The sequence below is a fragment of the Micromonospora sp. DT43 genome (assembly GCF_049841645.1).
In the GTDB taxonomy this organism is placed as follows: Bacteria; Actinomycetota; Actinomycetes; order Mycobacteriales; family Micromonosporaceae; genus Micromonospora.
Genome location: NZ_JBNCKR010000018.1, coordinates 61,157 through 76,239 on the forward strand (window position 1 = coordinate 61,157; position 15,083 = coordinate 76,239).

Sequence of the window (15,083 nt, forward strand, 5' to 3'; positions counted from 1 at the left end):
CGCCGAGGTTAGGTGACACTTACCCGCCGATTCCGCTCTCCAACAAAACCGTACGTCCGTCTTGCTATTCGCGCAACCGTGGGCCAGGTTTCGGGACGAACGTCGCCGGAATCACGACACCTGCCGTCGACTTGCCGGACTCCTCCCGTGCGCCTTGCGGACCTAGCCTGTCTGCCCGGCTACCGCCGGCTGCTTCGGGGGAGGTTGACGTGGAATTCCGTCTGCTTGGACCGGTCGAGGTGCTGGGGCACGGGCGGCTCATACCGCTCGGCGGACGCAAACGACGAACTCTGCTCGCCACACTGTTGGTCGAGCATGGGCGGGTGGTGTCGGCCGCGAAACTGGTCGATGCCGTCTGGGGTGCCGCACCCCCGGGCACCGCCCGTGGCGTCCTCCAAACGTACGTCTCGGCGCTGCGCCGGACACTGATCGGCCCGGACGGGGCGCCGGCGATCGTCACCCAGTCCTCCGGCTACCTCCTTCGGGTCGACCCTCAGACGCTGGACCGCGACGTCTTCGAACGGCAGGTGGAGCTGGGTCGCGCGGCGCTGGCACACGGTCGGTCCGGCGAGGGTGTTCGCCGGCTGCGCGCCGCCGATGACATCTGGCGAGGTGTCGCCCTCGACGACGTCGATCACCACGCGCTCTCCGGCGAGGCGCTGCGGCTGGAGGAACTGCGGTTGACGGCTGTCGAGGAACGGGTCGCCACCGAGCTCGCCCTCGGCCACGTCGAACAGGCGTGCACCGAGCTGACCAGCCTGGTGGGTAGCCACCCCTACCGGGAACGGCTGCGCGGTCACCTGATGACGGCGTTGGCCATGATGGGACGCCGCTCCGACGCGCTGGCGCTCTACCGGGAGGCACGGGCTCTGCTGATCGGGGAGATGGGCATCGAACCGGGCCCCGAACTGCGCAGCGTCCACGAACTGCTGCTGCGCGAGGACGAGGCGTCACCGCCGGTGCCGTACCCCGCACCGCGGCAGCAGATCAGCACCACCGCGGCGACCAACCACCCCACCGGCGCCCGCGCAGCGCCGATCCGTCCCGCGCAACTGCCGCCGCAGCCCGTGGACTTCACCGGCCGGCGCGCCGTGGTGGAGTCGCTCGTCCAGACCATCACCGCGCCGGCCGGCCGCGGCACCCGGCCGGTCGAGGTCATCGTCGGCAGAGGCGGCGTGGGCAAATCCGCGCTGGCGGTGCGGGTCGGTCACGAGGTGTGCGACCACTACCCGGACGGGCAGCTGTACGCGGACCTGCGCGGCCTCAGCGACACTCCGCTCGAACCTCTCGACGTCCTCGGCGGTTTCCTACGGGCACTCGACGTCGCGGCCGAGGCGGTCCCCGAGACCCTGGCGGAGCGGGTCCAGCTCTACCGGACCCACACCGCCGGCCGGCGCCTACTCGTGCTGCTCGACGACGCGGGCGGCGAGAGTCAGCTCCGACCGTTGCTCCCCGCGGCTCCCGGTTGCGCCGTGCTGGTGACCTGCCGCACCGCTCTCGGCGGACTGGACGGAATCCGGTTGACCGAACTCGACGTACTGGAAACAGCTGAAGCCGCCGAGCTGCTGGACCGGATCGTGGGCAGCGGTCGTACCCGGCAGGAGCCGGCGGCGACACGGGCCATCGTCGAGCATTGCGGCGGCCTGCCGCTGGCGATCAGGGTGGCCGGGGCCCGGCTGGTGGGCCGGCGGAACTGGCCGCTGGAGGTCCTGGCCCGCAGACTTGCCGACGAGCGCCGCCGGCTGGACGAGCTCGCCGCTGGTGACCAGGAGGTTCGGGCCAGCTTCGCCCTCAGCTACCAGACCCTGGACCCGTCGGCGCAGGCGGCCCTTCGGCTGTTGGCCGTTCTCGGGGCACCGGACTTCGCCTCGTGGACGGTCTCTGCCGCGCTGAGCCTGTCCGAGACGGCGGGAGAGCAACTGCTCGACCGGCTCGTCGACGCCTGGCTGGTCGACGTCGTACCGAGCGAAAGCCGCGAGCAGCCCCGGTACCGGCTGCACGAGCTGGTTCGGCTCTTCGCGCGCGAACGGGCCGAGATCGAGGACCCGGACGACCTGCTGCGTCAGGGGATAGGGGCGATCGCCGTTGGCGGCCTGCACCTGATCGCCGCGGCGTCGCACCCAGCGCCGTCCGGCGAGTTCCTCGCCTGGCATCCACCGGCGGACGCGTCCCCGTTCGACACCGCCGTCCAGGCGGCCCTGTCCCACCCGGCGCTGTGGCTCGACCGGGAGCGCGCGACGCTCGACGCGGTGGTCGCCGCATGTGCCGCGTACCGGCTGGACGATCTGGCCTGCGAGTTGGCAGGCGCCCTCACCGGCTCGACGTACCCGGGCCCGGGCGGGCGACATCCGTCGACCCACACCGGCGCGGCGCGGCGGCCACCGTCGCCCAGCCTCGGCGCCGTGTGCGCTGCAGAGGAGCTCCAGATCCGCTGTACCTGCCGAGGCGCCGAGCTGCAGCGTTCCTGAAGGGAGTCAGGGCACCGTCACTGGCAGGAATTGGCCAGTCGAAGGGATCCCGATGACCAAAACGAGGTTACGTCAGCGCGCCGGTCGCATCGTGGCCGGAGCGCTGGCGCTGGCCGCCACCGCCACCGCGCTCACCGCGATTCAGGTGGTGGCGTCCGCCGCTCCGGCCCAGGCAGCCAGCAGCATCGGCGGCCAGATCACCCGGTCCGAGGTGCTCGCCCGTGCTCAGTACTGGGTCGACAAGAACGTGGTCTACGGCACGGTCTACGACGGCAGCGGGAGGGTGATCTCGACCCAGCAGTCATCGGACCCCGCCGGAAAGCAGTACCGGACGGACTGCTCCGGCCTGGTCTCGATGGCGTGGCACCTTTCCAGCAGCCCGACGACAGACGACTTCCGTAACTCGATCGGGTCGGTGACGACCTCGATCAGCGCGGACTCGCTCAAGCCTGGTGACGCGATCCTCTCGAGTGGGCACATCGAGTTGTTCGCCCGGTGGAAGGACGGCGCCGACCACAGCAAGGGCGCGTTTACCTACTCCTTGAACGGTCCGGCTTTCCAGGACTGGGCCAAGGGCCCGGTCCGGAACAGCCACAACCAGGTCGGCGACATCTCGTACTACGACATCACCCACAACCGACCGCTGCGATACAAGAACATCGTCGACAGTCCCACCTCGACGAAGATGGTCACCGGGGACTACGACGGTGACGGCCAGACGGACCTGGCGCTGTACCGGCGGGATGCCACGAACGGTTCGGCGTGGTGGGTGGAGAGCTCCAACTCGCGGGAGAGCGTCTTCTCCGATCATCACTACGGCGGGAGCGCGGACATCCCGGCCCCGGGTGACTACAACGGTGACGGGGTCGAGGATCTGGCGTTGTACCGCCGGGACTGCGTCAACGGTTCCGCCTGGTGGATCAAGAACGGCCGGGACAAGACGACGCAGATCAAGGCCGATTTCAAGTACGGGGGCTGCGCGGACATCCCGGCACCGGGTGACTACAACGGTGACGGTGTGACCGACCTGGCCCTGTACCGGCAGGACTGCACCAACGGTTCGTCCTGGTCGATCTACGACGTGAAGAACTCCAGCGCGATCAGGTCCGGCTTCAAGTACGGCGGCTGCAAGGACATCCCCGCGCCTGGTGACTACAACGGCGACAAGTGGACCGACCTGGCCCTGTACCGGCAGGACTGCACCAACGGCTCCTCCTGGTCGATCTACAACCTGCGGTTGAGCGGGGCGATCCAGTCGGGCCTGAAGTACGGCGGTTGCGCCGACATCCCGGCCCCGGGCGACTACAACGGCAATGGGTCGACGGACCTGGCCCTGTACCGGCAGGACTGCACCAACGGCTCGTCCTGGTCGATCTTCGACATCGTCACGGCCAACGCGGTCAGGTCGGGTCTGAAGTACGGCGGTTGCGCGGACATCCCCGCTCCCGGTGACTACAACGGGGACGGCGTCAACGACCTGGCCCTGTACCGCCGGGACTGCACCAACGGCTCCACCTGGTGGGTCCTCGACATCACGGACAACGGCCAGATCTTCGCCGACCACCACTGGGGCGGCTGCGCGGACATCCCCGCGACTGCCTGACAGTTCAGGTGGGGCCGTTCCGCTCTCCGCGGGCGGCCCCACCCCCGCCGCCCACCCCCGTTTCGCAAGGAGCAAGGTGTGAGACGTCTTCGTTTCCACGGCGCACTCGCCGGCCTCGCCGCCATGGTGACGTTCGCCGCGTTGGCCTTCGACGTGCCGGTCGCCCAGGCCGCCGTCATCCCCGACTGTACGGCGGCCGCCCCCACCAGCGCCGACGCGGCGTTCGCCGCCCGGGTCGGCCCGACGCTTACCGGCAAGCTCAGGGGTTCCGCCCTCACCCCCAGCCGGGTGGCCTGTGCCCGGTTGATCGTCCAGGTGGTGAAAGCGCGGAGGCTGCCGGTCCGCGCCGCCACCATCGCGCTGACCACGGCGATCGTGGAGAGCACGATCCAGAACCTCCCCTACGGCGACCGGGACAGTCTCGGCCTGTACCAGCAGCGCCCCAGCACGGGTTGGGGCACGCAGGCGCAGATCCTGGATCCGGTCTACTCGACCAATTCCTTCCTCACGAAGATGGAGCGGTACCCCTGGCAGACCGCACCGGTGGGCGAGATCTGCCAGGCGGTACAGATCTCCGGCACCCCGGACGCGTACCAGCCACAGGCAGCGGACGGGGAACGGCTCGCGACGGCGCTGTGGGGGGCCGTCAGTTCCGCACTCGCGGACTACGACGGTGACGGCTCCACCGACCTGGCGCTGTACCGGCGTGACCCGGTGAACGGTTCGGCCTGGTGGGTGCAGAGCCCCAGCACCGAGCAGATTATCCTCGCCGACCACCACTACGGCGGGAGCGCGGACATCCCCGCCCCGGGTGACTACGACGGTGACGGGGTGGCGGATCTGGCGTTGTACCGCCGCGACTGCGTCAACGGTTCCGCCTGGTGGATCAAGAGCGGCCGGGACAGGACGACGCAGATCAAGGCCGATTTCAAGTACGGGGGCTGCGCGGACATCCCGGCGCCGGGTGACTACAACGGTGATGGTGTGACCGACCTGGCCCTGTACCGGCAGGACTGCACCAACGGTTCGTCGTGGTCGATCTACGACGTGAAGAACTCCAGCGCGATCAGGTCCGGCTTCAAGTACGGCGGCTGCAAGGACATCCCCGCGCCTGGTGACTACAACGGCAACGGGTCGACGGACCTGGCCCTGTACCGGCAGGACTGCACCAATGGTTCGTCCTGGTCGATCTACGACGTGAAGAACTCCAGCGCGATCAGGTCCGGCTTCAAGTACGGCGGCTGTGGGGACATCCCGGCACCGGGTGACTACAACGGCGACAAGTGGACCGACCTGGCCCTGTACCGGCAGGACTGCACCAACGGCTCGTCCTGGTCGATCTACAACCTGCGGTTGAGCGGAGCGATCCAGTCGGGCCTGAAGTACGGCGGCTGTAAGGACATCCCGGCCCCCGGCGACTACAACGGCAACGGGTCGACGGACCTGGCCCTGTACCGGCAGGACTGCACCAACGGTTCCACCTGGTGGATCTTCGACATCGTCGACGTCTATCAGATCCGTGCCGACCACCATTTCGGCGGCTGCGCGGACATCCCCGCCACCGCGTGACGGACCGCTCCCGCCGGGCACGCCCGCCCAGGGCCCCCGGCGGGACGCGGCGTGGGTGTACGGGAGCCGACCGCAGGTTGGGCGCCCTACCGGGCCGGGCAGGTGTCAGGTCGGTCGGCGGAACGCCCGGATCTCCGGACCCCGGGTAGGGTTCGAGGGCGGACCGACCGGGAGAGGACACGACAGCCATGGTCGACGTACAACACTGGCTCGTGGCGCTGCCGCCGCTGGCGGTCTATCTGATCGTCGCGGCGGTGATCGGCGTGGAGAGCATGGGCGTTCCGCTGCCCGGCGAGATCGTCCTGGTCAGCTCCGCGCTGCTCGCCGCCACCGGCGTGGTCGAGCCGGAGTGGGTCGCCACCGCGGCGGCCGTGGGCGCCATCGCGGGCGACTCCATCGGGTACGCCGTGGGCCGCCGCGGCGGCCGTCCGCTGCTGATCAGGCTCGGTCGGCGTTTCCCGCGCCATCTCGGCCCCGCGCAGCTCACCCGGGCCGAGGGGACCTTCGCCCGGTACGGCGTCTGGGCGGTCTTCTTCGGTCGGTTCGTGGCGCTGCTGCGCATCCTCGCCGGCCCGCTCGCCGGAGCACTGCACGTGCCCTACCGGCGGTTCCTGCTGGCCAACGCCGCAGGCGGCCTGGTCTGGGCGTTCGGCACCACCTACCTGCTGTACAGCGTCGGCCGGGCGGCCGAGCACTGGCTCAAGGACATCTCCTGGGCGGGACTGGTCCTCGCCGTACTCGCCGGCCTTGTCAGCACCTGGTGGCTGCGCCGACGGGCGCACCGGTTCGCGTCGACCGACGCGACCGACACCACCGACGACGCCGAGCCGGTCCGCGCCGGCAGCGAACACTGACGTGGGCACAGCGCCCTACCGGTGACAGACGCGCAGACGCGGGCTCGTGGGTCAGGCAGGGTCCAGGGGTTTCGTGGCGTCGCCGGCTTGGGCGTGCCGTTCCAGCAGCCGCTGCCTGATCTCCTCCGGCGTGTACGCGCGCCGGCGCCGCTCGGCCCGGGCGATCACCACGCCGGACGCCGCGACCCCGGCCAGGCCGGCGAGCCCGAGGACCTTCCACCACCGCATTCCCTGCCGCATCGGCCTAGGCTAGTCCCTCATGAGCATCAGCCTGGATGAGGCCGTCGAGTTGACCCGCACCGGTGACGTGTGGGTGTTCCGGGGTCGCAGCGTGCCGGACCGGGCGATCCAGTTCACCACGAACAGCCCGGTCAACCACGTCGGGATGGCGGTGGTGCTTGACGACATGCCGCCGCTGATGTGGCACGCGGAGCTGGGCAGGTCGCTGCCGGACCTGTGGTCGGGCACGCACCAGCGCGGTGTGCAGCTGCACGACCTGCGGGACGCGGTCTGCGTGTGGGCCAACAGGTACGGGCAGCGGGCCTGGCTGCGGCAGCTCGACCCGCCGGCCGCCGGGGAGATGGAGCGGGCGGTGCTGCGGACGGTCGCGCGGCTGGACGGCACGCCCTTCCCGTCGACCGCGCAGTTGGCGTGGCGGTGGGTGCGCGGACGGGTGCCGTCGCTGCCGGGTCCCGGCCGGGCCGCGCTGCGAGCCGTCTCGCGGGCCGCCCAGGCAACCCGGGGCGACTCCGCCGCTCCGGCCAGCGCCGCCGCGCGGGAGAGGGCGTTGGAGACGGCGTACTGCGCCGAGGTGGTGGCGGTGACCTACGAGGCGATGGGCCTGCTGCCCGCCGGGAAGCGTCCAAACTGGTACGACCCGGGGCGGTTCTGGAGTGGTGACGATCTGGGGTTGACAGGTGGCGCCCAGTTGGGTGCGGAGATCGAGGTGCGGGTTCCGCCCCGCTGAGGTTTGGCCCGACGGATGAACGGCAATTGCTGTGGTCGTGAACGCCTCTACGGATCTCGACACGCTTACCGGCTTCTTCGACCGGTACGGCGCCGCGATGACCTCGGGCGACCTGCCGTCCCTCGCCGGTTGTTACGCCCTGCCGGGGTTGGTGGTGGCCGACACGTACAGCTTCTCGTTCACGTCGCTGGCGGCCGTCGCGCTGTCCTTCGTGGGCGCGGCGCCCGACTACCAGGACCGGGAGCTCATCGCCGCGCACGCCCGCATCGAGGACGTGCAGCCGGTGTCGGCGCTGCTGACGATGGTGTCGGTGGAGTGGGAGTTCCTGGACAGCCGGGGGCACTCGGTGCCGGGGGAGCGGTACCGCTACCTGCTGCGTACGTCGGGTGAGGGCCCCCTCATCTGCACGGTCATCCGGACGGCCTGATCGCGGGCGGACCGTCCACGGCGTTGAGCCGTTTTCCGCACCACGTGGGCCGGTCGGTCCGATCCGTACCCGCCAGGTTTTCGTTCTGGCCGTCGCTGGCTACGCTGTCGCGTCGGTGGGACGAGGGGAGACCTGATGGCGGTGGGGCCGGAGGGCGCGGCGGGTCCGCGGACGGCGCGGGTGCTGCTGTCGGTGCCGTGGATCGTGGTGCTGCTCGGCATCGGCGCGCTTGTGGTGCTGTTGGTGGTCGCGCTCCTGTCGTTCCGTACCCGGGAGCGGGAGAGCGCGCCGCAGGCCGCGCCGCCGGTGTTCCTGCCTACGGTGCCGGCCACGGTGTCGTCGGCGCCGACGCCCGGTGGGCTGGAGCGGCGCACGGCGTCGCCGCGGCCCTCGCGGAGCAGCCGGACGCCGTCACCGCGCGCCACCACGGGGTCGCCGTCGCCGGCCCGGACGAGCGCCGCGGCGGTGCCGCCGGCGAACGGGACGGTGTCCGCCCGGTACCAGGTCGGTACGGATGGCTACAACGCGACCGAGGCGGTGCTGTCGCTGACGAACGAGTCGGCCCGGTCGGCGGGCTGGCGGGTGGAGTTGGCGTTCGAGGACGACATGCGGGGCCTGCGGGTCAGCGGCGAGGCGGGGATCTCGGTGTCGGCGCAGGGTGACGGTGAGTTCGTGCTGAGCGGTTCGGTGGCGCTGGATCCGGGTGACACGCAGACGGTACGTCTGCGGCTGGCGTGGGACGGGTCGGCGCAGCGGCCGGTGCGGTGCACTGTCAACGGGGTGGACTGCCGCTTCGGCTGACCGTTGTCGGGGTGACCGTCGGCGCTTCCGGGTCGGCCCGTCGATCGCTACGCTGCCCGGACGGCCCGCTGAGGGAGGTACATGTCCGGCATGCGTCGCGCGTCGCGACCGTCGCGTGGTCCGGCCGCCATCGCGTCGTCGCCGTGGATCGTGGCGTGCGCCGGCCTCGTCGTGATGCTGGTTCTGCTCTTCGTGGCGCTGGGCGCGTACCGGGGGCGTAGTCCGGCCCCCGACGACGGGCCGCCGCCGGCGGGGTTGCCGTTGCCGCAGGTGCCGGTCGTGCCGTCCGATACGTCGTCGACGCCGCTGGCGGAGCGGTCGCCGGCGCTGCCGGGACTGTCGCCGCGGGCGAGTGGGCCGCCGCCGAGCACGCCTGCCATGTCGCGGCCACCTGTGGTCGGCCCGACGGTGGCGTCGACCTCGGCGCGGCCGTCGACCGGGGCGCCGCAGCGGCCGCCTGCGGTGAGTGGGCGGTACCGGGTCGTGCAGAGCTTCGACGGGGGTTTCATCGGCGAGGTGCTGATCGTCAACGCGTCGGGTGCTGCCCACGGTTGGACGGTGCGGTTCGACTTCGCCGGTGGGCGGCTGGTGACCGCGTGGGTGGAGGGGGTGCCGCAGGGAACGCTGCGCCAGTCGGACGGGAGTTTCACGTACGTCAGTGGGGTGGACGTGCCGGCCGGTGGGTCGGTGCCGCTGCGGTTCCACCTGGAGCGGGCGTCCACGACACCGCGCGGGTGCACTGTCGACGGGGTGCGCTGCGGCGGGTTCTGAGCTGTGCTTCCGCAAGGATGCTGCTCGGTTACGACTTTGTTTGCAAGGTATTGCAGATTGTTTCGGCAAGGGTTAGCGTGCGGCCAATCACGACCAGAGGAAGGCCGTCGATGAAACCCCCGCCGATCCCGCGTACCGCCCTGCTCGCGCTCGTCTGCCTGCTCACCTTCACCCTCGTCGGTACGCCGGATGGCGTGCGTCTCCTCGGCGCCGACGCCGACCCCCGACCGTCCGGTGTCGGCTCCCTCGCCGCGGCCGGCGCCGTGCAGTGGCGCGACGAGCCCACCGCCGAGGCGTTGCTGGCCGCCGGCGCGGACACCGCGCGTGCCGAGCAGTTCTACTTCGTCCTGCCGGACCGGTTCGCCAACGGTGACCGGCGCAACGACTCCGGCGGCCTGACCGGCGGCCGGCTGCGCACCGGGCTCGACCCGACCGACAAGGGCTTCTACCACGGCGGTGACCTCAAGGGCGTCATCGACAGGTTGGCCTACATCCAGGGTCTGGGCACCACAGCCATCTGGCTCGCCCCGATCTTCAAGAACCGGCCGGTGCAGGGCGCGGGCGATGACGTCTCGGCCGGCTACCACGGCTACTGGATCACCGACTTCACCCAGGTCGATCCACACTTCGGCACCAACGCGCAGCTCAAGGAGCTGGTCTCGCTCGCGCACCGACGCGGCATCAAGATCTACCTCGATGTGATCGTCAACCACACGGCCGACGTGATCAAGTACGCCGAAGACACGTACGCGTACGTGGACAAGGCGACCTCGCCGTACACGGACGCGCAGGGGCGGGCCTTCGAGGACCGCAACTACGCCGACGGCACCCGGGACTTCCCGACTGTCGACCGGAACTCCGGCCCCTACACGCCTGTCCTTCCCGAGCCGGGTGACGCCACAGTGAAGGTTCCGGCCTGGCTCAACGACGCGACCATGTACCACAACCGGGGTGACTCGACCTTTGCCGGCGAGAACAGCGAGTACGGCGACTTCTTCGGCCTCGACGACCTGTGGACCGAGCGCCCCGAGGTGGTGCGGGGAATGACGAAGGCGTACGGCGACTGGATCGGCGCGACAGGCGTCGACGGGTTCCGGCTGGACACCGTCAAGCACGTCAACATGGACTTCTGGCCGCAGTTCACCAGGGGTGTCGAGCGGGCCGCCGAGAAGGCCGGCAAGAAGGACTTCTTCCTGTTCGGTGAGGTGTACAGCGCCGATCCGGAGATCAGCTCCAGCTACGTCCGCCGGGGCGGCCTGCCGGCCACCCTCGACTTCGCGTTCCAGGAGGCCGCGCGGGGCTACACGGCGGGCGCCGGCTCGGCGAAGGCTCTCGCCGACGTGTACGCCCGCGACGACCTCTACGCCGCCCGGGACACCGACGCGGGCCGGCTCACCACCTTCCTCGGCAACCACGACATGGGCCGGATCGGGTCGTTCATCGCCGGAGGCGGCACCGACCCGACCAGTCACCTGCGCCGGGATCAGCTCGCCCACCAGCTGATGTTCCTCACCCGGGGCCAACCGGTGGTCTACTCCGGAGACGAGCAGGGCTTCACCGGCCCCGGCGGGGACAAGGACGCCCGGCAGGACATGTTCGCGTCCAAGGTCGACGACTATCTCGACGACGACCTGCTCGGCACCGACCGTACCCACGCCAGCGACCAGTTCGACACCGGCCACCCGCTGTACCGGACGATCGCCGAGCTGGGCCGACTGCGTCAGGCGCACCCCGCGCTGCGCGACGGCATCCAGGTCACCCGGTACGCCGCCGACGGCCCCGGCGTGTTCGCGGCCTCCCGGATCGCCCCCGCCGACCGGACCGAGTACGTGGTTGCGGTGAACAACGCCGCGACCGCGCAGACTGTCACGGTGGACACCTGGTCGGCCGGCGCCACCTTCACCGGCATCTACGGCGGCGCCGCGACGGTCGAGGCCGGCGGCGACGGCAGGCTCACCGTGACCGTGCCACCGCTGTCGGCGGCCGTGTACCGGGCGGGCACCCCCATCGCCCGGCCGACGGGTAACCCGGCCGTCACCATCACCACTCCCGCACCGGACGCGTCGGTGGCCACCCGCGCGGCGGTCACCGCGAAGGTGACGGGCGACCCGCTGGCCACCGTCACCGTGGCGGCCCGGGTGGCCGGCGGCAGGTGGACATTGCTGGGCAGCGCCGACCACGCGCCGTACACCGTGCACCACGACCTGGACGGGCTGGCCGGCGGCACCCGGATCGAGTACCGCGCCGTCGTCCGCGACGGCCGTGGCCGCACCGCGACCGCGCGGTCCGTCGCCGTCGTGGGGACGCCCGAGCGGGGCGGGTCCCGGGAGTGGGCGGTGGTGCACTACAAGCGTCCGGCCGGGGGGTACGACGACTGGGCGCTGTACGCGTGGGGTGACATCGACCCGGCGTACGTCACCGAGTGGCCGAAGGGGCAGCCGTTCGCCGGTGAGGACTCCTACGGCCGGTTCGCCTGGGTGAAACTCAAGCCGGGCGCGAAGTCCGTGGGCTTCGTGGTGGTGGACTCCGACGGCACGAAGGACGTCGCCCAGGACCGCAGTATCGACGTCACTGCCACCGGTGAGGTCTGGCTCAAGCAGGGCGACCCGGCGGTCTACCCGAGCAGGCAGGCGGCCACCGGTCAACCGGACCCGCCGGTCGAGGAGGGCACCGCGGTCATCCACTACCGGCGGGCCGACGGCAACTACGACGGGTGGGGCCTGCACCTGTGGGACGGGGCGGCCAACCCGACCGAGTGGGCCACCCCGCTCAAACCGACCTCGACAGACGCGTTCGGCGCGGTGTTCCGGGTGCCGCTGGCGGCCGGGGCCACCGGGCTGAACTACATCATCCACAACGGCGACACCAAGGATCTGCCCGACGACCAGCGGCTCGACCTCGCCGCCGGCCGGGAGGTGTGGTTGCTCGCCGCCATCCCGGGGCGGCTGCTGCCGTCGACCACGACAAGCGCAGGCGGGGACACCGACATCGGCAAACAGAAGGCGCACTGGATCGACAGGTCCACAGTGGCGTGGCAGACCGGCCCGACCGACGGCCGGGTGTACGCCCTGGTGGCCGCCCCGACCGGCGGGGTGAGCGTCGTCGACGGCGAGCTGTCCGGGACGTACACCAGTCTGCCGTTGCGGGCGCAGCGCAACGGGCTCACCGAGGCCCAGCGCGCGGCGTTCCCGCACCTGTGGTCCTACCGGGCCTTCACCCTGGACCGGGGTGACCTGGCGAAGGTGCCGGCGGCGCTGCGTGGGCAGCTGCTGGTCACCGAGCGCGACGCGTCGGGGGCCCTGCTCGCCGCGACCGGCGTGCAGATCCCGGGCGTGCTCGACGACGTGTACTCCCGGGCCACCCAGGTGACGCTCGGCCCGACCTTCGCCGGTCGGACGCCGAGTCTCGCGCTCTGGGCGCCGACCGCCCGGACGGTGGCGCTGCAACTGTTCGACTCACCCACCGCGACGCCGAAGACGGTGCCGATGCGCCGAGACGACCGCACCGGCGTGTGGTCGGTGCGCGGCAGTCACGCCTGGACGGGGAAGTACTACCGCTACCAGGTGCAGACGTGGCAGCCGGCCGCGCAGCGGATGGTCACCGCGTCGGTGACCGACCCGTACTCCGTGGCCCTCGCCGCGGACTCCACGCACAGTCAACTTGTCGACCTCAACGACCCTGCGCTGGCCCCGCCGGGCTGGCGGACGCTGCGCAAACCGGCGGCCGTGCCGGCGTCGAGGGCGCAGATCTCCGAGCTGTCGGTACGCGACTTCTCCATCGCCGACGACACCGTGCCGGCGGAACGTCGGGGCACGTTCCTGGCCTTCACCGACCCGGGAACCGCAGGGATGACCCACCTGCGGGCGTTGGGCGACGCCGGTGTCACCCACCTGCACCTGCTGCCGGCGTTCGACTTCGCCACGATCCCCGAGAGGCGGGCCGACCAGCGCCAGCCGGCCTGCGACCTGGCGGCGCTCCCGCCGGACTCCGAGGAACAGCAGAAGTGCGTCGCGGCGGTCGCGGAGACCGACGGCTACAACTGGGGGTACGACCCGCTGCACTACACAGTCCCGGAGGGCGGGTACGCCGTCGACCCGGTCGGCGCGGCGCGGACCACCGAGTTCCGGCGGATGGTCGCCGGGGTGAACGAGGCCGGCCTGCGGGTGGTCATGGACGTGGTCTACAACCACACGTCGGCGGCCGGCGTCGACGACAAGTCCGTGCTCGACCAGGTCGTGCCCGGCTACTACCACCGGCTGTTGGAGGACGGCACGGTCGCCAACTCCACCTGCTGCGCCAACACGGCACCGGAACACGCGATGATGGGCAAACTCGTCGTCGACTCGCTTGTCACCTGGGCGAAGCAGTACCGGGTGGACGGCTTCCGGTTCGACCTCATGGGTCACCACCCGAAGGCCAACATCCTGGCCGTACGCGCCGCGCTGGACCGGCTGACCGTCGCCCGCGACGGGGTGGACGGCAAGGCGATCATGCTCTACGGCGAGGGCTGGAACTTCGGCGAGGTCGCCAATGACGCCCGGTTCGTGCAGGCCACCCAGGCCAACATGGCCGGCACCGGCATCGGCACGTTCAACGACCGGCTGCGCGACGCCGTGCGCGGCGGCGGACCGTTCGACGCCAACCCCCGCGTGCAGGGCTTCGCCTCCGGGCTCTACACCGACCCCAACGGCGACCCGGTGAACGGGTCGGCGGCCGAGCAGAAGGCCCGCCTGCTGCACGCCCACGACCTGATCAAGGTGGGTCTCACCGGCAACCTGCGCGACTACCGGTTCACCGACACCGCCGGGCGGCAGGTCACCGGCGCGCAGGTGGACTACAACGGCTCCCCGGCCGGCTACACCGCGGCGCCGGGGGAGGCCGTCACCTACGTCGACGCGCACGACAACGAGATCCTGTACGACACTCTGGCGTACAAGCTGCCGCAGGCCACCACCGCTGCGGACCGTGCCCGGATGCAGGTGCTGGCGCTGAGCACCGTGGTGCTGGGGCAGGGCACCGGGTTCGTCACCGCCGGCACCGAACGGCTGCGGTCGAAGTCGTTGGACCGCAACTCGTTCAACTCCGGTGACTGGTTCAACCAGATCCGCTGGGACTGCGCCCGGGGCAACGGGTTCGGCGCCGGCCTGCCGCCGGCGGCTGACAACCAGGACAAGTGGCCGTACGCCAGGCCGCTGCTCGCCGACCCGGCCCTGGTGCCCGACTGCGCGGCGATCACCACCACCGACGCCCGGTACGCCGAGCTGCTGCGCATCCGGGCGTCCTCGCCGGTGTTCGGGTTGAGCACCGCCGAGCAGGTGCAGCGACGGGTGGCGTTCCCGCTGTCCGGGGAGCAGGAGACCCCGGGTGTGCTGACGATGACCCTGGACGCCCGTGGCCTGGGCGGGGCGTGGACGTCGCTGACAGTGGTCTTCAACAGCACGCCGGAGGCGGCGACGCAGACCGTGACCGGTATGCGAGGGGCGGACGTGGCGTTGCACCCGGTGCTGGTCAACTCGGCCGATCCGGCGCTGCGGAAGGCGTCGTTCGACCGGGCGGCCGGCACCTTCACGGTGCCGGCGCGCAGCGTGGCGGTGTTCGTCCAGAAGTGAGCGGCGACCGGCCC

The 15,083-nt window shown here is 71.1% G+C and carries 10 protein-coding genes; 9 read left to right on the top strand and 1 reads right to left on the bottom strand.

Annotated features, from left to right (window positions below; translation table 11 throughout):
- Window positions 1–209 precede the first annotated feature (209 nt).
- From ACLQ26_RS29895 to ACLQ26_RS29910, 4 genes are all read left to right on the top strand, one after another.
- The gene (locus ACLQ26_RS29895; RefSeq protein ID WP_425747687.1) at window positions 210–2,468 is read left to right on the top strand and encodes an AfsR/SARP family transcriptional regulator; all 2,259 of its coding nucleotides are present in this window, start codon (window positions 210–212) and stop codon (window positions 2,466–2,468) included.
- Between the two features lie 52 nt (window positions 2,469–2,520).
- Window positions 2,521–4,071, top strand: coding sequence for an FG-GAP repeat domain-containing protein (locus ACLQ26_RS29900; RefSeq protein WP_425747688.1), 1,551 nt, complete (start codon window positions 2,521–2,523; stop codon window positions 4,069–4,071).
- 78 nt (window positions 4,072–4,149) lie between these two features.
- Window positions 4,150–5,640: an FG-GAP repeat domain-containing protein gene (locus ACLQ26_RS29905; RefSeq protein ID WP_425747690.1), complete on the top strand. Its 1,491-nt coding sequence runs from the start codon at window positions 4,150–4,152 to the stop codon at window positions 5,638–5,640.
- Between the two features lie 188 nt (window positions 5,641–5,828).
- On the top strand, window positions 5,829–6,494 hold the full coding sequence (locus ACLQ26_RS29910) for a DedA family protein (RefSeq protein ID WP_425747691.1): 666 nt from the start codon (window positions 5,829–5,831) through the stop codon (window positions 6,492–6,494).
- A gap of 51 nt (window positions 6,495–6,545) precedes the next feature.
- Here ACLQ26_RS29910 and ACLQ26_RS29915 read toward each other — a convergent pair whose 3' ends face one another.
- The gene (locus tag ACLQ26_RS29915; RefSeq protein ID WP_393297527.1) at window positions 6,546–6,734 is read right to left on the bottom strand and encodes a hypothetical protein; all 189 of its coding nucleotides are present in this window, start codon (window positions 6,732–6,734) and stop codon (window positions 6,546–6,548) included.
- A gap of 19 nt (window positions 6,735–6,753) precedes the next feature.
- Between ACLQ26_RS29915 and ACLQ26_RS29920 the strand changes: the two genes are divergently transcribed.
- The 5 genes from ACLQ26_RS29920 (at window position 6,754) to pulA (ending at window position 15,069) form a co-directional block, all read left to right on the top strand.
- The gene (locus ACLQ26_RS29920) at window positions 6,754–7,461 is read left to right on the top strand and encodes a hypothetical protein (protein ID WP_425747692.1); all 708 of its coding nucleotides are present in this window, start codon (window positions 6,754–6,756) and stop codon (window positions 7,459–7,461) included.
- 37 nt (window positions 7,462–7,498) lie between these two features.
- On the top strand, window positions 7,499–7,888 hold the full coding sequence (locus ACLQ26_RS29925) for a hypothetical protein (RefSeq protein WP_363690029.1): 390 nt from the start codon (window positions 7,499–7,501) through the stop codon (window positions 7,886–7,888).
- 135 nt (window positions 7,889–8,023) lie between these two features.
- A complete protein-coding gene (locus ACLQ26_RS29930) occupies window positions 8,024–8,689 on the top strand; it encodes a hypothetical protein (protein WP_425747693.1) in 666 nt (221 codons plus the stop codon).
- A gap of 81 nt (window positions 8,690–8,770) precedes the next feature.
- On the top strand, window positions 8,771–9,460 hold the full coding sequence (locus tag ACLQ26_RS29935) for a cellulose binding domain-containing protein (RefSeq protein WP_425747694.1): 690 nt from the start codon (window positions 8,771–8,773) through the stop codon (window positions 9,458–9,460).
- A 110-nt stretch (window positions 9,461–9,570) separates the two neighbouring features.
- A complete protein-coding gene (pulA, locus tag ACLQ26_RS29940; RefSeq protein ID WP_425747695.1) occupies window positions 9,571–15,069 on the top strand; it encodes a pullulanase-type alpha-1,6-glucosidase in 5,499 nt (1,832 codons plus the stop codon).
- The last annotated feature ends 14 nt before the right edge of the window (window positions 15,070–15,083 follow it).

Coding starts and splice junctions, on each gene's coding strand:
- pulA (WP_425747695.1), top strand. CDS start 9,571: ATGAAACCCCCGCCGATCCCGCGTACCGCCCTGCTCGCGCTCGTCTGC.
- ACLQ26_RS29935 (WP_425747694.1), top strand. CDS start 8,771: ATGTCCGGCATGCGTCGCGCGTCGCGACCGTCGCGTGGTCCGGCCGCC.
- ACLQ26_RS29915 (WP_393297527.1), bottom strand. CDS start 6,734: ATGCGGCAGGGAATGCGGTGGTGGAAGGTCCTCGGGCTCGCCGGCCTG.
- ACLQ26_RS29900 (WP_425747688.1), top strand. CDS start 2,521: ATGACCAAAACGAGGTTACGTCAGCGCGCCGGTCGCATCGTGGCCGGA.
- ACLQ26_RS29920 (WP_425747692.1), top strand. CDS start 6,754: ATGAGCATCAGCCTGGATGAGGCCGTCGAGTTGACCCGCACCGGTGAC.
- ACLQ26_RS29930 (WP_425747693.1), top strand. CDS start 8,024: ATGGCGGTGGGGCCGGAGGGCGCGGCGGGTCCGCGGACGGCGCGGGTG.
- ACLQ26_RS29910 (WP_425747691.1), top strand. CDS start 5,829: ATGGTCGACGTACAACACTGGCTCGTGGCGCTGCCGCCGCTGGCGGTC.